This window comes from [Clostridium] scindens, from assembly GCF_019597925.1.
In the GTDB taxonomy this organism is placed as follows: Bacteria; Bacillota; Clostridia; order Lachnospirales; family Lachnospiraceae; genus Clostridium_AP.
This window is the reverse complement of sequence record NZ_CP080442.1, coordinates 3,022,115-3,043,149: the sequence shown is the minus strand read 5'-3', so window position 1 is coordinate 3,043,149 and position 21,035 is coordinate 3,022,115. Positions and strand designations below refer to the sequence as shown.

At 48.1% G+C, this 21,035-nt stretch carries 16 protein-coding genes; 11 read left to right on the top strand and 5 right to left on the bottom strand.

Annotated features, from left to right (window positions below; all coding sequences use genetic code 11):
- The first annotated feature begins 26 nt into the window (after positions 1-26).
- The 6 genes from K0036_RS14480 to K0036_RS14455 all read left to right on the top strand — a co-directional run bounded on the left by K0036_RS14480 (position 27) and on the right by K0036_RS14455 (position 7,877).
- Positions 27-872 carry a MerR family transcriptional regulator gene (locus K0036_RS14480; protein WP_025642590.1) on the top strand — a complete coding sequence of 282 codons (846 nt, stop codon included), beginning with the start codon at positions 27-29 and terminating at the stop codon, positions 870-872.
- 15 nt (positions 873-887) lie between these two features.
- Entirely contained in the window at positions 888-1,598 is a 711-nt protein-coding gene (locus K0036_RS14475; protein ID WP_025642592.1) for a cyclase family protein, read from the top strand.
- Between the two features lie 27 nt (positions 1,599-1,625).
- Positions 1,626-3,008 (top strand): APC family permease, encoded by a 1,383-nt coding sequence (locus K0036_RS14470; RefSeq protein WP_173693998.1) that lies wholly within the window; start codon positions 1,626-1,628, stop codon positions 3,006-3,008.
- A 1-nt stretch (position 3,009) separates the two neighbouring features.
- Complete coding sequence (gene kynU, locus K0036_RS14465; RefSeq protein ID WP_173693997.1) at positions 3,010-4,263, top strand: kynureninase; 1,254 nt, start codon at positions 3,010-3,012, stop codon at positions 4,261-4,263.
- Between the two features lie 72 nt (positions 4,264-4,335).
- Positions 4,336-6,072: a CocE/NonD family hydrolase gene (locus tag K0036_RS14460; protein ID WP_025642594.1), complete on the top strand. Its 1,737-nt coding sequence runs from the start codon at positions 4,336-4,338 to the stop codon at positions 6,070-6,072.
- Positions 6,073-6,086: 14 nt separating this feature from the next.
- Positions 6,087-7,877 carry a CocE/NonD family hydrolase gene (locus tag K0036_RS14455; RefSeq protein ID WP_025642595.1) on the top strand — a complete coding sequence of 597 codons (1,791 nt, stop codon included), beginning with the start codon at positions 6,087-6,089 and terminating at the stop codon, positions 7,875-7,877.
- Positions 7,878-7,925: 48 nt separating this feature from the next.
- Here K0036_RS14455 and K0036_RS14450 read toward each other — a convergent pair whose 3' ends face one another.
- The 3 genes from K0036_RS14450 to K0036_RS14440 form a co-directional block, all read right to left on the bottom strand.
- Positions 7,926-8,873, bottom strand: a complete 948-nt coding sequence (locus tag K0036_RS14450) for a LysR family transcriptional regulator (RefSeq protein WP_025642597.1) — start codon at positions 8,871-8,873, stop codon at positions 7,926-7,928.
- Between the two features lie 170 nt (positions 8,874-9,043).
- Complete coding sequence (locus K0036_RS14445; RefSeq protein ID WP_025642599.1) at positions 9,044-10,306, bottom strand: Glu/Leu/Phe/Val family dehydrogenase; 1,263 nt, start codon at positions 10,304-10,306, stop codon at positions 9,044-9,046.
- Positions 10,307-10,332: 26 nt separating this feature from the next.
- Positions 10,333-11,589 (bottom strand): aminotransferase class I/II-fold pyridoxal phosphate-dependent enzyme, encoded by a 1,257-nt coding sequence (locus tag K0036_RS14440; protein ID WP_220430046.1) that lies wholly within the window; start codon positions 11,587-11,589, stop codon positions 10,333-10,335.
- Between the two features lie 136 nt (positions 11,590-11,725).
- On the opposite strand from K0036_RS14440, the gene K0036_RS14435 reads away from it, so the two are divergent.
- A complete protein-coding gene (locus K0036_RS14435) occupies positions 11,726-13,603 on the top strand; it encodes a PEP/pyruvate-binding domain-containing protein (RefSeq protein WP_220430045.1) in 1,878 nt (625 codons plus the stop codon).
- 247 nt (positions 13,604-13,850) lie between these two features.
- On the opposite strand, the gene K0036_RS14430 is transcribed toward K0036_RS14435, so the two are convergent.
- Positions 13,851-15,023 (bottom strand): MFS transporter, encoded by a 1,173-nt coding sequence (locus K0036_RS14430; protein WP_220430044.1) that lies wholly within the window; start codon positions 15,021-15,023, stop codon positions 13,851-13,853.
- Positions 15,024-15,123: 100 nt separating this feature from the next.
- Between K0036_RS14430 and K0036_RS14425 the strand changes: the two genes are divergently transcribed.
- A complete protein-coding gene (locus K0036_RS14425; protein WP_220430043.1) occupies positions 15,124-16,083 on the top strand; it encodes a helix-turn-helix transcriptional regulator in 960 nt (319 codons plus the stop codon).
- 58 nt (positions 16,084-16,141) lie between these two features.
- On the opposite strand, the gene K0036_RS14420 is transcribed toward K0036_RS14425, so the two are convergent.
- The gene (locus K0036_RS14420) at positions 16,142-17,365 is read right to left on the bottom strand and encodes a 6-phosphofructokinase (protein ID WP_220430042.1); all 1,224 of its coding nucleotides are present in this window, start codon (positions 17,363-17,365) and stop codon (positions 16,142-16,144) included.
- A gap of 154 nt (positions 17,366-17,519) precedes the next feature.
- Between K0036_RS14420 and K0036_RS14415 the strand changes: the two genes are divergently transcribed.
- The 3 genes from K0036_RS14415 (at position 17,520) to K0036_RS14405 (ending at position 20,979) form a co-directional block, all read left to right on the top strand.
- A complete protein-coding gene (locus K0036_RS14415; protein WP_025642606.1) occupies positions 17,520-18,536 on the top strand; it encodes a glycosyltransferase family 2 protein in 1,017 nt (338 codons plus the stop codon).
- 61 nt (positions 18,537-18,597) lie between these two features.
- Positions 18,598-19,209: a rubrerythrin gene (gene rbr / locus K0036_RS14410; protein WP_220430041.1), complete on the top strand. Its 612-nt coding sequence runs from the start codon at positions 18,598-18,600 to the stop codon at positions 19,207-19,209.
- Between the two features lie 24 nt (positions 19,210-19,233).
- Positions 19,234-20,979, top strand: a complete 1,746-nt coding sequence (locus K0036_RS14405; protein WP_220430040.1) for a S8 family peptidase — start codon at positions 19,234-19,236, stop codon at positions 20,977-20,979.
- Positions 20,980-21,035 lie beyond the last annotated feature (56 nt).

The window sequence follows — 21,035 nt, the reverse complement described above, 5'->3', positions numbered from 1 at the left end:
TGATTCAGGCGCTAGGAGGCGAGGATATGTTTCGGATTGGACAATTAGCAAGTATCTACAAAATTTCTGGAAAGACGTTGAGGTATTACGATGAATTAGGGCTTTTGAGGCCTAAATATGTGGATGAAACCACAGGATATCGCTATTATACATCATCGCAGATTCCCATTCTGAATGAGATTTTTCTTCTGAAGGAGATGGGATTGTCTTTAAAGGAAATCACTTATTTGATGAAGGAGGAGATCGATAAAGACCATACTCTGCTAAAAGGGGTGCTGGAACTCAAGCAGTTGGAATTTGACCGGCAGATTAAGGAACTGAACGAAAAGAAGCAGACAATTGAACTATTGAAGAAAAAACTGGATAAAAACGGAGGTATTGAACTGTCATCCTACAACGTGGGGATCAAGCCGGTGGAAGAGATGCAGGTAGCAAGCCTGAAAGCCTCCATCAGCACCTATTCCACCCAGGAAGCGCTGTGGTCCGAACTTCTGGAATACCTGAATAAATGCAGGGCCAAGACAGGAAATGAACGGTTTACCATTTATTATGACTCCGTATATAAGAGTGACGAGATTCAGGTAGAGATTCTCAAAAGGGTTCTGGCGCCGTTCCCGGAGACGGACAGGATCCGCTGTAAAAAGCAGGAGGGCTACAGGGAAGTGGCATACCTGCTGCATACAGGAGAACACGAAAGCGTGATCGACGCTTACGAGGCGATACTTACATGGATTGAGGAAAATGACTATAAGATAGTCGGAAATATCCGGGAAGAATTCCACATGGATGATTTTACAACGGATGATCCAAAGGAATTTGTAACAGAGATACAGATTCCGGTCGAGAAGAGAGGCCAGGAGTTTGTCAGATAGAAAGGAGGATATACAATGAAATTTATTGACTTAACAAGGGAGATTAACAACGAGACGCAGGTGTGCCCTTGTGACAAAGTGCCCGTGGTAGAAAATTATGCGACCACAGAAGAAGAAGGGGTTAACGTGAAGTTTATGAAGATGGGGACGCATACGTCTACGCACATTGATGCGCCTTATCATATAAGCAAGAGCGGCAAGACCTTGAATGACTTTCCGGTAGAGCGTTTTATCGGGCAGGGAATCGTACTTGACTTCAGCGATAAGGGAGACATCTATGAGATTACGCGGGAGGATATCATGGCCCATGCGGATGAACTGAAGAAAGTGGATTTTGCAATCCTGAATACAGGGTGGGCAAAGTATTACGGAACTTGGGATTTCTTCCGCCATCCTTATCTTTCAGGGGATGCGGCACTGGCATTGGTAGAACTTGGAATTAAGATTGTGGGAACGGACGGAAGTTCTGCCGACGCTGCATATGGATTCTCGACCGCAAAACGTCTGGAAAATCCGACATTCTCAGAGATTCTTGAAAATATTGAGCGTGAGAATATTAAGAATGAAGCCCATGCGGCGCTGCTGGGAAATGAGTGCCTCATAGTGGAATATATGTGTAACTTAGAGCAGCTGCCGAAAGAAGCCGCAACCTATTCTTTCCTGCCGCTGAAACTGATGGAAGCAGATGGATCTCCTGTACGGGCAATCTGCATGATCTCGGAATAGGTCCGAGGAGAGAGAAGGAGGGTATTTATGGGAAACACCAATGAAGCAACTGAGAATGTCAATGTAAATGAAGAATATACTACCAAGAAACTGCGCCGGGTATTAGGCAAGAAAGAATTGATATCCATGGGCTTAGGCCAGATCATCGGCTCCGGCGTATTCTCGCTGACTGGCGTAGCGATCGGCTTTACCGGACGATCCGTCGTATTTGCGTTCCTGTTCGGCGCGCTGTTCTCTCTGGCGGTTACCATCCCCAGCATTTTTGCAGGAAGCGCGGTACGCTTAAGAGGCGGACAGTACACGATGGCAAGCCTCTTGCTTGGCGAACGGTTTTCAGGTTTCTACATAATCATCTATATCGTAGGTAATATTTCGATAGGAATGTACGCGTTGTCGCTGGCGGATTATTTGCTGGCTCTTGTTCCTGGCATCCCCAGGGTACCGCTTGCGGTAGCGGCGTTGACATTGTTCTTCGTTATCAACCTTTTTGGCGTAAAAGACGCGGCGTTTATACAGAATATACTCGTTATTATTCTGGCGGCAGCGCTGGCAGTATTTGCGGCAGTCGGAGTCTTCCATGTACAGCCGGGATATTTTACGGGAACCGAGCCTCCGTTATTCATGGGAGGATGGAAAGGATTCTGCATGGCGGCAATCTTCACCTCATTTGCTACAACCGGTGGCGGTAACCTGGTAAACTTCTCAGGCGAGTGCAAGAACCCGACGAAAGACGTTCCTTTTGCTATCGTGCTCTCTACTCTGATTGTTACGGCGTTATACGCTGTAATCGGATTTGTAGCAGCTGGAGTCATTCCGGTAGAAGAAGTTATGTATCAGCCACTTAGCGTTGCAGCAGCAGCTTTCCTTCCGAAAGGACTGTATGTATTCTTCGTAACAGGAGGAGCCCTGCTTGCCCTGTCCACAACCTTGAACGCTACATTCGGATGGGTTACCAAGCCGGTACTGCAGGCATGCGTAGACGGATGGTTCCCAAAGAAACTTGGTACTATCAATGATAAATATGGAACACCTCATTATCTGCTGATCTTATTCTATATCGTAGGATTAGTTCCAGTTATAGCAGGACTTGATATTGACAGAATTGCCAACATGTCCATGATCCTTATGAACATTACGACTTTCCTTGTAGTTATAGCTACGGCAAGACTTCCGAAACTGCTTCCGGAGGCATGGTCCAAATCAACCTTTAAGATATCTGACGGCGTTCTGAAGGTTGTCTGCTATCTGTGCGGCGCCCTGCTGATTTTCCAGAACTGGCTTCTGATCGAAGACAATACGAAGGAAATCATCATTGGCAACATCATACTTCTGGTTCTTACCTTTATCTTCATGGTAGTGCGCTACAAGTCAGGCAAGGTAAAAGTAGAAGTAAGCTGGGAGGAAGAGTAGAATGAACGCAGCCTCTATGGATGAGAAGGATGTATTGAAAAAATATAAAGAAGAGTTCTATCTTCCAGATTATCTATATTATGAAGCGAACGGCCTGGGACCTATGTCCCGCCGTTCGGAGGCTACGCTTAACCGCGTGGCGGAAGAATGGAAGAATCTTTTGGTTGCAGGCTGGTTTGCCGGGGAGGTTCCCTGGTTCTATTATCCGGAACGAATTGCGGCCATGGAAGAAGAACTGGTAGGAGCGAAAGAAAAGGAACTGATCATCAATGGAACTACCACCACGAATATACACAGCGTGCTGGCGGCCTTTTACAAGCCTTGGGGGAAACGGACGAAGATTCTGTGCGACAGCCAGATATTTTCCTCAGACAGATATGCTGTGGAGGCGCAGATCAGACTGAAGGGACAGGATCCTGACGATGATCTGATTTTGGCAGGGATAGGCAATCCGATCATCAGCGAAGATGAAATCATCGACTGGATGTCCGAAGAGGTCGCATTAATCTTCCTGCCCTCTGTGGTGCACTCCACGGGCCAGCTTCTGGATATGGAGAGACTCGCGGCCGAGGCGGCCAAGAGAGGAATCCCTATCGGGTTTGACCTGAGCCATTCGGCAGGGGTCGTGCCTTGCAAGCTTCATGACTGGGGCGTGGATTTTGCCGTATGGTGTAACTATAAGTATTTGAATGGAGGGCTGGGATGCCCATCTACCATATTTATCCATGAGAAGAACTTTGACGTGCCGGTGGCAATGCCAGGATGGCACGGATATGTCAAAGATCTGCAGTTCAGGAAGCTTCCTCATTTTGAGGCAGAACGAGGGGCCGGAGGCTGGCAGCATGGTTCGCCGCTGATCCTTAATATAGCGCCGTTAGAGGGAGCCTTGGATATGGTGCGGGAGGCGGGGATAGATGCGATCCGCAAGAAGTCTCTTGCCATGACCGGATACTTTATGGAACTGATCGATGAGAAACTGGCAAAACTAGGCGTTGAGATTCTGACGCCCAGGGAGGATGACCGAAGAGGGGGACATGTGACGATTCTGCATGTGGCGGCTTCTGAGATTACGGATTTCCTGGACAGTGGTTCCAGGATAACGGATGAATTGAAGTCTGCGGTAAGGGAGAAGATGGCTTCCGGCAAGCCGGCAGGGAAGGATGACCAGGTTAGGATATCATTCTCGCCGCTTTATTTTAGTTTTGAAGATGTGTATATGACTGCACAAAACCTGGAGCAATTATTAGGAGATTGAGTCTTGACCTTGCCCCGAAGGGAAAAGTGTAGAATAAAAGAGGAAGAAACAACATGTGATTGGAGGTAAACCGTGAACAGTCAAATAATTAGAGAACCAGAATATGAGATCAGGGTGGAAAAGGACCGCCCGATTGTAATGAGAGATGATGTCCGTCTTTACTGTGACGTATACAGGCCGGACGACAAGGAAAAGCATCCGGTATTAGTAGGCTTTTCCCCATTTGGAAAGGTAGCCCAGGAAGCGGGTAGAAGACGGGATCCGATTCAGCTTGGAAAGTTCATGTATGAGCAGGGGATTGAAGTTGGAGGAATTGACTTCTTTGCATCCCGGGGCTATATCGTCGTAGTCGTTAATCCAAGAGGAATCCAGAATTCAGAAGGCATATGGACCGGCGTGCTGAGCAGGCAGGATCAGATTGACTGCTGCGAGGTAATCCGCTGGGCAGGCCATTATCTATCTGATGGAAATGTGGGAATGATCGGATGCGGCTATGCAGGAAAGATCCAGCCTCTGGTAGCGTCAATGAATCCGCCTTATCTAAAAGCGATCATGCCGATAGACGTTATCGACGACATGTACCTTGACTGTTATCCAGGAGGAATATTAAGCGATATCAATTATCCTCTTTGCAGTTATATTCCGCATACCAATACCATATCTGAGGCAGAGATGGAGCATAGCGAGGAAGAGTTGAAAGAAATGCTGGCTGAGGCAAGAAGACAGCCAGAGATTGCTACCAACTCTTACTATTACAGAGGACTGGACAGTTTCCCGCCAAGGCATTATACCTGGAATATCGATATTATGCTGCATCCGTTTAAGAGCGAGTGGTGGGACAGAAGAAGCTTCAAAGACAGGGTAGTATCCATACCTACTTATATTGTAGGACTTTATTATGAATATGGATATGCTACGATTTCATCCTATGATATCTATAACAAGATTGACAATAGCGTGCCGAAGAAACTGCTGATGCTGGATCCCGCAACAGCCAAGACTTCTCCATATGAGAAGCCGGTACCGGAGCAGCTCAGATGGTATGATCACTGGCTGAAAGGCATGGATACGGGAATCATGGATGAGCCGCCGATCAAGATGCTGGTTATGGGCGAAGACAGGTATCGCTATGAGACTCAGTGGCCATGCGAAAGCACGGAATATAAAAAACTGTATTTCAGGAAAGAGAACGGACTGACGCTGGAGAAGGCAGAAGAAGCAGCCGCACCGGATCAGATCCGCCATATACCTCCGACCAAGCTGTCACAGATGCCGGAAGACGTGCCGGCCCTTACCTATACATCTGTGCCTCTTACCGAAGAAATAGAAGTATGCGGGCCGATCACGGGATGCCTTCAGGCAGCGATCGACACGGATGATGCCCATCTGGCAATGAAGTTATGGGATAAAGATTCGGAAACCGGATACAGGACTTTGCTATCCTGCGGATATCTGAAGTGTTCCCACAGAGCGCTGGACGCAGACAGTACGGATCACAGGCCGAAAAATGTACATACGAAGGAAGAACCGGTAGAGCCAGGAAAAGTATATGAATATATATTCGAACTGGCGCCTGTGGATAATCTGTTCAAGAAAGGCCACCAGATTGAAGTAGAGTTCAAGACGATGGATCAGCAGTTCTTTGACTTTAACGAGATGGCAAGCCTGCCAAGACTCTATACATCCGGAAGAGTAGCAGGACCACATCCGCTGGCCAGGGAAGTGAACTTCGAGATCCACGTAGACAATGAGAATCCATCCTGGATTGAACTTCCGATTGTAACAGGCGAGAAAAACTGGGTGGAATAAGGTAGGAGGACGAAATGGAAAATAAAGAAAAACTGGAAATCGTCGGCCTGGATAAAAAGCCGAAATATTGGGATGACCGTTATATGGACGGCATTGAAAAAATGACGCCGCGCAAATACGAGGTGCTCAAGGAAGAGGACGTCTTAATGCAGGTCAGAGACGGAGTCACGCTTGCGGTAGACATCTATCGCCCGGATACGGACGAAGATACCAAGTTTCCATGCCTGGTTGCGTTCTCAGCCTATGGAAAGTCGATTCAGACGATGGATCGTATATCCATGCAGTTTAAGACCGTGCTTTTCGACCACACGATCGAAGCAGGCGATATCTATGAATATGTAAGGCACGGCTATATCGTAGTAGTTCCGGATCCAAGAGGAATCGGCAAATCCGAAGGTGCCTGGGATGGTCTGTACGGACGCCAGGAGCAGGAGGACTGCTATGATGTTATTGAATGGGCAGCAACGCTTCCTTACTGTAATGGTAATATTGGAATGATAGGAATCTCCTATTTCTCTATACTGCAGCCAGTAGTGGCAGCTTTGCAGCCGCCGCATCTTAAGGCTATCATGATGGTAGAAGTCGTAGACAACATGTATCACCATAATTATCCGGGCGGGGTATTTGTGAACCGTTCCTTCATGTACACGGATTTCTGCCCGGACGTAAATTCTATGTCAACTGCGGAGCGCACTTACACGACTGAGGAACTGAAGAGCCGTATCGAAAAGAGGCTGTCAGATCCGGATATCAATCACAGCGCGCTGTATTCCGGCATCTTAAGCTGCTGGCCGCCGAGAAACCAGACATATTTCTTCGATATGCTGCTTCACGATGATGACAGCGATTTCTGGAGAGAGCGTTCGATCCAGAGCCATCCGGAGGATATCAAAGTGCCAATGTATCTGATATCCGAATACTATGAACTTGGAAGATTCTCTCAGGGACCATTCTTCTTATTTACGCATGGAGATATGTCCGTTCCGAGAAAATTAGCCGCTCCGGAAGAGCATGATGCCCTGCATCTGCCGCACCGGATCATGACGCCGGAATACCTGCGCTGGTACGATTACTGGCTCAAAGGCATTGATACAGGTATCATGGATGAGCCTCCGATGAAACTGCTTGTAAGAGGAATCAATAAGTTCCGCTATGAATATGAATGGCCGCTTGCCCGTACGGAGTGGACCAAGTACTATCTCAGGGATGGCGGACTTCTTTCTACAGAGAAAGAAAAAGATGAGCACGTAGAGCCTACGATCCTTAACCATAAGAGTCCTTATGAGGGCGGATCCAATGAGACCTACGCAGTGCCGAATGTCGTATTTAGAACGCCAGTATTGGAAGAAGATGTGGAAGTGACAGGGCCGATCGTTATGCACCTTCAGTGCGCGATCGACAAGACGGATGCCAACTTCACCATTATGCTAAATGATGTCCCGCCAGAAGGCGAAGGACGTCCGATGAACCTGGTAACAGGAAACTTAAGAGCCTCCCACAGAGGGCTGGAAAAGAAAGAATTAAAACCATGGGAATTCAACAATGACCATACCAGAAAAGTTCCTGTAGTACCGGGAGAAATCAACGAATACACCATAGAAGTAATGAACACTTCTAATGTATTCCGCAAAGGACACCGTATAGAAGTAGAGGTCAAGAACTACGATGCGAATCCATATCACTGGATGGTTCAACTGCCAAACAGCCAGGATATTGAATACAAGATATTCGTAGACAGCATCCACGCTTCCTACATCTATCTTCCAATTATTCCATATTCCGATGAGGAACAGTGGCTTAAGTAAGAAGAGACAAAGAAATGCCAGATCGAAGTTATATGATCTGGCATTTTTTTATGTTGTAACGCCGTTGGAAGCGATTCTTAAAAATTCTTCCATAGCCCTCGTCACGTACCGGGTCTCTTTGTGGTAGAAATAGATGCTGCGTCCCGCATAGTCTGCATCCAGCTTGTAATAGTAACAGTCCCCTCCATTAGGAATGTGGGCAAGAAGCAGATCGCTGACAAATGTAATTCCCATTCCATAGCAGCAGATATGGAATGCGGTAACCTGCTGATCCAACTTCAGGATAATGTTGGGCGAAAATGACTGAGCCTGACAGATCTTTTCAGCCCGGGATCTGGTATCGTTGCCGGAACGAAGGAGAATGAAAGGATCATCCTGGAATAGGGAAAGCGGAACGCAGGGCGTATCTTCTTTCACATGCCTGCGGTCCAGCACATCCTGGATCGTAAGGCGATAAGAAGCAGCCTTTTCATTGGAGGCAAAGGACGCGGGCACAGCCAGAAGCAGCGTTTCCTGGGTATATAGATGATGATGGTAGATCGCATCCGGAAATGAGGAATTATCAATGACCATATCCAGTGTTCCCCGGAACAGCTGATCCACCAGCTGAGGCGTATTCGCCTCTACCAGATGGACCTTAACCAGAGGATACTTCTGGGTGAAGCGGGTGATTACCGGGGGAAGGATATAGGAAGCGAATAGATTGCTTCCTCCGATTGCGATCTGGCCTGTCTTCAGTTCATTCAGGTCATTGAGATAATTCTCGAACCGGCTCTGGGTATCCATGATTTCTTCGACAGCCTTGATATAATGCCGGCCGCATTCCGTCAGCTGTATCGGGCTTACGCTGCGGTCGAAGATTGGCGCGCCTATGCGCTCTTCCACCTTCTTGACGGTGGCGCTTAAGGATGGCTGGCTAATATACAGGTTTGCCGCAGCCTTAGAAAAACTTCGCTCTTTATACACTTCATACACATAGTTCATAGAATTAAACATCTCAGATATCCTCCCTGTTTCTACTTATTTATATTGTACCATGATTTGCAAACTCGTAAAAGACCTGGCTGACAATTCAGGCATATGTCATGCCAGGCTTAAAGGGAATGAATATATGACACGAGGGGCCTGCACTTGGCAGGCCCCTCGCTTAGCAAGAAGGGTGTGTTTTATGGCCAGATAGCTCTCGCTTTCTTGGCGTCTACCACTCGTTTTACAGCGATCAGGTAAGCGCCGGTCCGCAAGGTGGCGTTGTTTGATTCCGCAATGTTCCATACAGCTTCAAAGGCGGAATCCATGATGTCTTTGAGTTTCTCGTTGACCGTTTCTTCGGTCCAGTTGACAGACTGGATGTTCTGTACCCATTCAAAGTAGGATACCACGACGCCGCCTGCGTTTGAAAGGATGTCAGGAACAACCATGATATTCTTTTTCTTCAGGATATCATCTGCTTCGGAAGCAGTCGGGCCATTCGCAGCTTCGATAATGATATCTGCCTTTATCTTTTCTGCATTGGAGAGATTGATCTGGTTTTCCAGGGCAGCTGGGACCAGAAGCGTTACATCCAGTTCCAGAAGTTCAGCATTGCTAATGCGCGTGATGCCTTCCTCCTGATAGCCGGACAGCAGGTTCTTCCGGTCTTTGGACAGGTATTCGAGTATCTGCGGGATGCAGAGGCCTTCTTTCTTATAGATGCCTCCGGATACGTCGCTGACCGCAACGACTTTCAACCCTTCCTGATAAAGAAGTTTGGCTGTCACGCTGCCGACATTTCCCATTCCCTGGATAGCCACGGTGGTGCCTTGTGCAGGAATTCCTTTTTTCTTCAGTACATTCTTAACGGTGAACATAACGCCGCGCCCGGTAGCCTCGCTTCTTCCAAGCGCTCCGCCAAGCTCGATCGGCTTGCCTGTAACAACTCCGTGAACGCAGTGGCCTTTGAGCATGCTGTAGGTGTCCATCATCCATCCCATAACAGCAGCGTTCGTTCCTACATCAGGAGCAGGAATATCCTGTTCCGGTCCGATCAGAGGCGCGATAGCGGCCGTGAATCTTCTGGTGATCGCGCGAATCTCATCTTCAGAGAGTTTGCCGGGATCGCAGACAACACCGCCCTTTCCGCCGCCATAAGGGATATTGACGACCGCGCACTTGAACGTCATCCATGCTGCCAGAGCCCTTACTTCATCCTGATTGACATCCGGATGGAAGCGGATTCCTCCTTTGGCCGGTCCGCGGGAAGTGGAATGCTGGATACGGTAGCCTTCGAATACCTTCGTGCTTCCATCATCCATACGCACCGGAATCGCGACCTTCAGTTCTCTTTCCGGGTATTTCAATGCTTCAATGTCACTGTCTGAATAGCCTAGGATGCCTGCTGCTTCGGATACAACTTTTAATACGTTATCATAAGGGTTATATGTTTTGCTCATAATAGATTTCCTCCTGTTATATTGGTTTATTTATTTTCCAGTGCTGCTATTTTGATACATAGAATAAATATGTCCATGGCCGCGTCCAGTTCCTCAAGCGTTGGATAGGACGGCGCGATACGGATATTCCTGTCTGATTCATCCTTCCCGTAAGGATAGGTTGCCCCGGCATCCGTCAGAGTGACTCCCGCTTCCTTGGCAAGCGCCACCGTTCTCTTGGCACAGCCTGACGGGGTATAAAGGGAGATGAAGTATCCGCCCTTTGGCGTGCTCCAGGTCGCCAGTCCTGTTCCGCCAAGCTGGCTTTTAAGTTTGGAGAGTACCAGATCGAATTTGGGCCTTAACTCCTGTGCCAGGCGATCCATATGGGACAGAATGTTCTCCGGCGTCTGAAAGTACTGTACATGCCGCAGCTGGTTGATCTTGTCATAACTAATGATCTGTGCGGACATATGCTGCCTGATCTCTGCTACATTTGAGGAATTGGAAGCAATCAGCGCAAGTCCGGCTCCAGGAAATGTAATCTTGGATGTAGAGAAGAAATAGTATGCCCGGTCTGGATGGTGATGCCTTTCGCAGGCTTCCAGGATATTCATAAGCTCCACTTTCTCGTAGATGTGGTGGATGCCATAGGCGTTATCCCAGAAGATGCGGAAATCGTCGGCAGCGGTTTCCATAGAAGCCAGCTGTTCTACCACCTGGTCGCTGTAGCAGATTCCTTCCGGATTGGAATGAAGAGGCACGCACCAGATGCCTTTGATTAAAGGATCCTTCTTTGCAAGCGACGCGACCATCTCCATGTCCGGACCTTCCGAAGTTAGCGGTACCGGAATCATCTCGATCTCCAGTTCCTGACAGATCCTGAAGTGGCGGTCGTAGCCTGGCGCGGGACACAGGAACTTGACGGGCGTGCCCTGGAATTTGTAATAATGCCAGGGGGTGCCCCCTCCGGTGCCGAACAGGCAAAGGGACGCCAGGGTGTCGAACATCATGCTCAGGCTGGAATTCCCGCCCATGATAATCTGCTGAGGCTGAAGGCCCAGAAGTTCGGCAAAAAGTTTCCTGCACTCAGGGATGCCGTCCCCGATGCCGTAATTACGGGCATCCGTGCCGTCGGCGGTGATGTAAGTGTCCATGGAGTTAAGCAGTCCGTTGCTTAGATCAAGCTGGGAAGGCGCCGGCTTCCCCCGGGACATATTCAGGTTTAATTTTTTGGCCTTGGCTTGTTCGTACTGTAGTTTTAACTCGTCAAGGGCATCGGCGCTGTTTACTGGTTGGTTCATGCTTCCCTTTCCTCCTTTGGGTGCTTTGTTTTCTTGATTTCATTATAGATAAAATGGTATGATAAAAACAAATACTTATATATGTATAAGAGGTATAGGCATTTGGTTATCTCATAAGAACAGGAGGTATAGGCATATGAACTGGGAAGAGATCAGAAGCAGGGAGAGCCTGACAGCGAAAGAGAGTAAATATATATGCAATGATCTGATGAGTACGGGGCTTGAGATGGAACGCCTGATCGTGGAGAATTTTGGCCCTGAAGACTACTATAAGGTGGCTCAGCGCCGAATTGGGGGAGGCAGGATCGGAGGAAAAGCGTGCGGGCTTCTGCTTGCAAGAAAACTGATCCAGGCGAGGATGCCTCAATACATGGATTATATGGAGCCGCACGATTCCTATTTTGTTGGCTCGGACGTATTCTATCATTTTCTGGAAGAAAATGACTGTATGGAGTTGAGAAGGCGCCATATGAAGGAAAAAGAGAAGTTCCAAGAGGCGGATGAACTGCAAAGCCGTATCCAGAACGGCAGCTTTTCCGAAGCCATACAGGAAGAACTTCTCAAAGTGGTCCGGCATTATGGAGATACGCCGATCATCGTCAGATCCAGCAGTTTCCTGGAAGATGGATTCGGCAACGCTTTTTCCGGCAAGTATGAATCCATCTTCTGCATCAATCAGGGAAACGAAGAAGAGAGGCTCTCTGATCTGATGAATGCCGTGCGAAGTGTCTATGCAAGTACTATGAATCCCTCGGCCATCGAGTATCGGAGGCGCTGGGGGCTTCTGGATGTAGACGAGCAAATGGCGCTGCTGATACAGAAGGTCGCGGGGCAGAGGTACGACAACTTCTATATGCCCGTGGCAGCGGGCATGGGATGCTCTTATAATCCTTATAAATGGATGGAAAACATGAATCCGGACGCGGGAATGATACGAATGGTCATGGGGCTTGGCACGCGCGCGGTGGAGCGTACGCCGGGAGACTATCCCAGACTCGTGGGCCTTGACCGGGCGCAGGCCAATCTCCGGACAACGGTGGCGGAACGGCACAAATATTCCCAGCGGAATGTAGACGTGATGGATTATGCATCCAATTCCCTGTGTACGAAACGATTGGAAGAAGTGATAGAGGAACTTCCCGGGTGGCAGAAGAAACTGGTGCTAAGCCATGACACGGAGGCAGAAGAATTGCTGGCCCAGAGAGGAAAGTATAAGCAGGTACTGTTTGCCGACTGCCAAGGGATGGTAAATAACGATCTCTTTATCCAGATGGTAAAGGATATTCTTGGCATGCTGCAGGAAGTATACGGAAGGCCGGTGGATGTAGAATTCGCGGTGAACAGCGCGGCAAAAGGAGAATGGAAGCTAAATCTTCTGCAGTGCAGGCCTCTTCAGGCCAGCGTATCAGAGAAAATCCACATTCCGGAAGAGAAAGTCAAGGAGTTTCTCTTCGATGTGCGCCGCACTTCCATGCGCCGCTCCAAGATGGAGAAACTGGATATCATCGTATGGGTGGATCCGAGGAAATATTACGAGTACCCTTATGCGAAGAAATTCCATGTGGCGCAGAAGATTGATGAGATCAATCGCCACTATGAAGATACGGATAAAAAAATGATGCTTCTGGTTCCGGGGCGGATCGGAACCTCTTCGCCGGAACTGGGGGTTCCGGTAGTATATGCCAACATCAGCGCGTTCTGCGCCATCTGCGAGGTAGCATACAGCGAAGTGGGGTACCATCCGGAACTGTCTTATGGAAGCCACATGTTCCAGGATCTTGTGGAGGCTGACGTATATTATGGGGCGATTAATGAAAATAGCAAGACCAGATGTTATCAGCCCCGGCTGCTGAAGCAGCATCCGGACATATTCCCGAAACTATTTCCGGGAAATGAGGAACTGGGCGAGATTATCAAGATTTTTGATGTGTCAGACTGCAATGCCCAGCTGCTGCTGGATTCCAAAAAGGGAAGGGCAGTGTGCTGGCTTGCCGCGCCTTTGATTCCCAGGTAAATAAAAACTGCCGTTAACAGGAGGCGGCGATTAAGATCCTCATAAAAGGGAGGATGCCGGGTGATTCTTACGAATCCCCGGCATGTATTATGAAAAAGTTTATTCAAAAATAGTATTTTACTATTGGTCAATGGTCTTATTTAATGTTCAGATGTCTTGTTCTTCATCTGATAAACTTAGTATAAAGCAGACCTATGAAGAAACGATGTTAAAGAAATGAAGGTTTTTTGAAAGATAAATGAACAAACTATGAACAATGCTTCTGACGAAGAAGGGTAATCAAAGAGAATACGATGATGATGCAAAACAGGATATTCACCGACATGCCCATCTTAAGCCCCAACAGGTCGTTTACAAATCCAATGAGCCATGGCCCGATCATTCCTCCCAGCCCTCCGCATGCAAAGAACATGCCAAGCATGGTTCCGGAACTCTTTGCGGGGATCCCGGAGACAGCCGCAGTGGCGGTAGGAAAGATGATAGAAAAGCAGAACCCCGTAAATGCCAGCACGATTGCTATGGAAGGCGGCCCAAATATCCCCAGTGAAATACAGAGGACTGCGAGTAAGGAGAAGATCAGCAGGCTTTTTAGATGGCCCGCCTTGTCTACGAAAAAACTGCCCAGCAGCCGTCCAATGGTCATGCCTGCAAAATGAATGGACAGATACAGGGAACTGGCAACTACGGAGACATGCCTTTCTTGCTGGAAAAATTCCACCATCCACGTTGCCATGCCAATCTCGGCGGCCACATATGCGAATATGACCACATACATTAATAGAACATCTTTCTGGGAAATAATTTGAATCAGATCTTTAAAATCAATCTTCTTCTCAGCCTCATCCGGGGCTGTATCCCTTGGATATCTCATGACAATAAAATAAACCGTGATTGGAACTATGACAAACAGACTATATCTGTAGATGGTTCGAAAAGAGAAGCCGATGTTCAAAAAATGCCCGGCTAAAATAGGCGTGATAATGGAGCCAATGCCATAGAAGGCGTTCAGAAGATTCATATAGCGCCCTTTATGCTGCTCATGGATTCCGGAGATGATATTGCTTCCGCTTAACTCAAGGGAGCCAAGTCCAAGCCCGATCAGGAATATGAAAGCCACAAACATGGCCAGATGGGAAGAAGAGGCATATCCGATCACGCCCAGGATCAGACAGAGCCCTGCCAACACAAGAGAGAATTTCTTGCCCAGCAAGTCTGCAAGCAGCCCCGCAAAAAAGGTTGCAAGAAAAAAGCCGGTATATTCGCTGAAAATAATCGTGCCGCCTTTTGAATAATTAAATCCCACATCTTTAAGAATGGCTGGAATCGTCGTCCCCTTCAGATTATCTATAAACCCAAATAAAAAATAACTCAAAAAACATCCGATCGTAATCACCCATACCTGCCGCTGGCTTAATTTCATTGCCTTATCCCCCTTATGCTTGCTATCTTGCTTTTCATTTATAAATATATTATCATGGAATGGTGACAAGTCGTGTCACTATTCGGGAAAGGAGTTAAAGATGTCAAAAACTGAGCGGCTCATAGCAATGATGATGACAATAAATTCCAAAAGACATTTTACGGTGGGAGAATTGGCGGAAGAATTTTCCGTGTCCAAAAGGACCATATTGAGGGATTTGCAGGCTCTGGAAGAGGTGGGCTTTCCATTATATTCAGAAGTGGGCGCCGCAGGCGGATACCATGTTCTTAAGGAACGCGTACTGCCGCCGATTGCCTTTTCAGAAAATGAGGCAATGGCCATCTTTTTTGCCTATCAATCCCTTCAGTATTATAAGGACATTCCTTTTAAGCAGGAGAGTCTTTCGGTGTTAAAAAAGTTTCTCAGCAATCTGCCGCCGGATATACAAAATAGTATTGCCAGGATGCAGGATAAAGTCCTATTCTGGATTCCTGACAGGCATTGCACTGCCCCGCTGCTTAGAGAGATATTTGACATTGTTACTGCCGGATACTGTGCCACGATCCGGTATACCTCGGAATATGCGATAAGCGTGCGGACCATCGTGCCAATTGGGCTGTATGCTATGAACGGACTGTGGTATTGCCCGGCTTACTGCCTGAAGGCAAAGGCGATACGCGAGTTCCGCGTGGATCGTATTGAAGAGATTGTAGAGGCAGGGGAATATGAAGAGGAATCGCTGGAAGGAAAAGAGATTCCATCCCTGAAGGAATACCTTGATCATAAAGAAAGCGGAGATGAGATCCATATTACCATCCGGCTTACAAAACTGGGAGTCAAGCGCTGCGAGGCTGATTTTTTGCTGGCGCGCGGACTCACAGTCCTGCCGGGCGGGGAAGGGATCATTGATATGGAGATCGCCAGGTCATCCCTGGAACTGGTGGCAGAATGCCTGGCAGCCCTGGGAGATAATGCCGCCGTTATTCAGTCGGATGAATTACTGGATCTGATGCGGCGAAAGGCCAGGGAACTGTATTACCATTATTGCCGGGAGCCTTAGCGCGAAGAAGCCCCATGCCACGATCAGGATACGATGGCATGGGGCTTCTTAAACCAGTCTATTTTCTATAAGCGAAAAGCGGTATTCCGTTCTTGGTAGGCAGTTCTACAAATCCTTGGGTCAGCGGCCGAACATAATCTATGAATTCATTGCTGATATCGGAGCCATCCGCAATGATCCACTCCAAAGGCACGGTCTTTTCCTGGTTGCAGATGATGTTGACATCGGCAGTGCCATACGACAGTTCATAAGGAACGCTTTTGTTACGGATGAAGTTGATCATCTTGCCGGTCTCTCCCGCAAGGGCGGACAGCACGGCGAATATGCCTGCATTCTCGGACTCGTCAAGATCGACTCTGGACAAGTGGGCGCAGGAGCAGCGCTGGCATACGTTTAGCTCGATGGAGCGTACTTTGACTCCAAGCCTTTCCTTGACAAGGTTTTCCAGATACTTGCCGGAGCCAGTCAGCATCTTGTGCCCGAAGGTATCGGTTCCTACTTCGCTGGAGTATTCGCAGATAAAAGTGCCATCCTTGTCATGGATCCCCTCTGAGATGCAGACTACCAGATTAGGCGTATGCTTCAGGGATTCTGTTACCTTGGCGATGAAGGCCTCCTGGTCAAAGGCAACCTCCGGCACATAGATGAGTACAGGGTTGTCCCCCTCGAATTTGCGGGCAAGAATACTGGCGGCAGTCAGCCATCCGGCATGGCGTCCCATAATCTCTACGATGGTGACAGACTGCTTATTGTCATAGACGGTGGCGTCAGCCGAGATCTCTCTTACGACGGTGGCAACGTATTTGGCGGCGCTTCCGTATCCCGGCGTATGATCCGTCTCTACCAGGTCATTGTCGATGGTCTTTGGCACGCCGATGAAGCGGATATCGCTGCCGATAGTCTGGGCGTAGCGGGACAGTTTGCTGACCGTATCCATGGAATCATTTCCCCTGATATAGAAGAAATAGCCGATGCCATGCTCCTTAAATTTCTGGAAAAGCTGTGGATACACTGCGTCCTCCAGACTCTCCGGCAGCTTGTACCGGCAGGAGCCAAGATATGCGCCTGGCGTGGTACGTACCATTTCCAGTTCATTTGTCTGGTCTAAAGCGCCGATGTCCATCATATGTCCCTGAAGGAATCCCTCGATTCCGTTGATCATTCCATATACGCGGCCGATACGGTCAGGATGCTTAAGTCCTTCTGCAACGACTCCGTACAGGCTTCCATTGATTACGGCGGTAGGCCCGCCCGATTGTCCGACGATAATATTTTTTGTCATATGAATTCCTCCTGTTCTTCCTATACCAAATACTATAGCGGATGTAAAGGGAATTTACAATCAATAAGGAGATATTTTACCAAGAAGCGGTTGGAAAATCTTATGAAATGATTTATACTAGATAGATAATTCATCGAAGAAAAGGAGAAGAATGATGAAGTATATTTCATTTGCAATCCCATGCTATAATTCCCAGGATTACATGGCCCATGCCATTGAAAGCATCCTGCCGGGCGGGGATGAGGTAGAGATTATTATCGTGAATGATGGTTCTAAAGATAAAACTTCGCAGATTGCCCATGAGTATATGGACAAGTATCCGGATATAATCAAAGTGATTGACAAAGAAAATGGAGGGCATGGCGACGCGGTCAACGCCGGACTTGCCAATGCAAGTGGAAAGTATTTTAAGGTTGTGGACAGTGATGACTGGGTGGATGAGGAGGCGCTGCATAAGATACTGATGCTGATGCGCCATCTGGAAGAGGACAATGAGCAGATTGACATGCTGATTTCCAACTATGTCTATGAAAAAGTAGGGGTCACCCATAAAAAATGCATACACTACCGGAACGTTCTTCCGCAGGACGAGGTGTTCCGCTGGGATGATATCGGACATTTCCGTTTAGATCAATATATTCTGATGCATTCTGTAATCTATCGGACGGACATGCTCAAGCTGAGCCAGATGAGACTGCCGAAGCATACCTTCTACGTGGATAATATCTATGTATACTATCCCCTGCCTCATGTACGCAAGATATATTATCTGGATGTAGATTTTTACAGGTACTTTATTGGAAGAGAGGATCAGTCCGTCAATGAGAAGGTAATGATTGCAAGAGTAGACCAGCAGATATTCGTAACCAAGACCATGATAGACATGTACCAGCTGAAAAAGGTGACCAGCAAGAAACTGAGACAGTATATGATAAATTACCTGGCAATCATGATGACGGTATCTTCGATTCTTTTGATCCGTTCAAAGGAGAAGGAGAATCTGGAGAAGAAAAAGGAATTGTGGCTGTATCTGAAGAAGCGGGATATGAAGACCTACATTAAGATCCGCTACGGAATCCTGGGTCAGACCATGAATATCCCGGGCAAGTCAGGCCGGAAGATCTCTTCGCTGGCTTATACGGTTGCAAGAAGAATAATCGGATTTAATTAAATATGTATAATCTGGCAGCCATGCTACATACTACTATTAATAATGAAAAGGAGTGTGTGACATGGCTATTGATTTTAAAGAAAGTAAGACAAGAGAGAATCTGATGAGAGCATTTGCCGGGGAGAGCCAGGCAAGAAACCGCTATACGATAGCAGCCGAGGTTGCAAGAGAGCAGGGGTTATTTGCCGTCAACCAGGTATTTCTCTTTACTGCAGACCAAGAGCGCGCTCATGCAAAGCGCTTCTATGATCTGCTTAAGAACCTATCGGGAACGACCATCCATATTGACGGAGGCTACCCGGTAGACCATTTTGACAGCGTGATCGAACTGTTAAAAGCCGCGGAGCATAACGAGATGGAAGAGTATGAGGATGTGTACCAGAACTTCGGAGATATAGCCAAAGAAGAAGGCTTCATAGAAGTGGCGTCCGCGTTCTACCAGATAGCAAGGGTAGAGCAGACGCATGCAAAGCGGTTTGGCAAGCTGGCCTGCATGCTGGAGAATAATCAGTATTTTGAAAGCAAAGAGGATAAGTACTGGATGTGCCTGAACTGCGGGCATATTCATAAGGGCAAGCTGGTTCCGGAAGTGTGTCCGGTATGCCGCCACGAACGTGGATACTTTATACCGGCAAGCATGGCTCCATATTTTGAATGCGAGTTTATCAAATAATATTGTAGGTAAGGAAGGGATTGCATGGCAAGTCAGAAGATTGAGGACCAGTTAAATCTGGCGATAGACGCCACGGAAGAAGAACGGGAGAAATCTCTGGATCTGGATGTAGGATATAATCCGATTGACAGGGAATGGGATCTGATCATCAAATACTCAGGAAGCCTGGAACGGGTGAGGACCCTGGCAAACCAGGTTGTGGAACTGCTGAACGAATATGCAATCATTACCATCCTGGAATCCAGGATTGACGAACTTGCGCAGCTGGTGGAAGTAGAATATATTGAGAAGCCCAAAAGGCTGTTCTTTCAAGTCGCAAACGGAAGACGGGTATCCTGTATCGATTCGGTGCAGGATACCCGCTTTGCGCTATATGGACAGGGCGTTCTTGTCGCAGTCATAGATTCCGGGATCGATTATGCCAGCCAGGATTTTCGGGAGGCAGATGGAACCACAAGAATACGGGCGCTGTGGGATCAGTCTCTCGCGCCGGGAGAGGGACGGACGCCGCCGGAAGGGTATGCCATTGGAGCAGAATACACGCAAGAGCAGATTAACGAAGCGCTTAGACAGCCGACTTTGCAGGAGCGAGGAAGGCTGGTTCCAAGCGTAGATACCTCTGGACATGGGACGGCGGTAGCGGGAATCGCGGCAGGAAATGGAAGGAATAGCGGCGGCCAGTATGCAGGTGTTGCCTCTGAAAGCCAGCTGCTGGTGGTGAAACTTGGGAATCCCAGGCAGGAGGGCTTTCCCCGGACCACGGAACTGATGCAGGGAATTGATTATGTCATCCGAAAATCTCTGGAATTTCAGATGCCGGTAGCGATTAACATCAGTTTTGGAAATACATACGGCCCCCATGACGGGACATCGCTTTTAGAACGGTTTATTGACGACATCTCCAATATCTGGAAGAACAGCATCTGTATCGGGACAGGGAATGAGGCGGCGAGCGCGGGCCATACTTCCGGCGTGCTCCGGGAAGACGAGGAGACGATTATCCAGCTGGCGGTGCAAAGTAGCCAGCCAGCGCTGAATATACAGATATGGAAAGAATACACGGACGTGGTGGACATCTCCATCGTCAACCCTTCCGGAGTGGCGGTAGGGCCATTTAAGGAAATATTGGGCCCTCAAAGATATACGGCAGGCCAGACGGAGATCCTGCTCTATTATGGGGAGCCCAGCCCTTATAGCACGTCCCAGGAAATCTATATTGATATGATTCCAAGAGACGGGTATATCTCAGGGGGCATCTGGCAGATCGTACTGTCTCCAAGGCGTATCGTATCCGGAGAATTTGAAATGTGGCTTCCGAGTGAATCCGTGCTTAACCAGGGAACCGGCTTTTTATTTCCGACGGACAGCACGACGCTTACAATCCCATCTACTGCCAGCAGGGCAATTTCCGTAGGCGCCTACAATGCGCTGACATTTTCCTATGCGGATTTTTCCGGAAGAGGATATACCCGGGAACAGCAGTTGGTGAAGCCGGATATCGTTGCGCCGGGAGTAAGCGTTACCTCTGTCATGGTCGGAGGAGGCTATGGACAGTTTACCGGAACCTCCTTTGCGACGCCATTTGTGACGGGCGGCGCGGCGCTTCTGATGGAGTGGGGAATTATAAGGGGGAATGATAATTACCTGTATGGAGAAAAGGTAAAGGCCTATTTAAGGCGCGGCGCGAGGCCATTGCCGGGATTCACCCAGTATCCCAATCCTCAGGTGGGATATGGGGCGCTCTGCGTTAGAGATAGCCTGCCAATTTAAAGAGTTGTTTTCAGCATGACAAAAGATGCGCAATTCATGAGGAAAAAGCGCAAAAA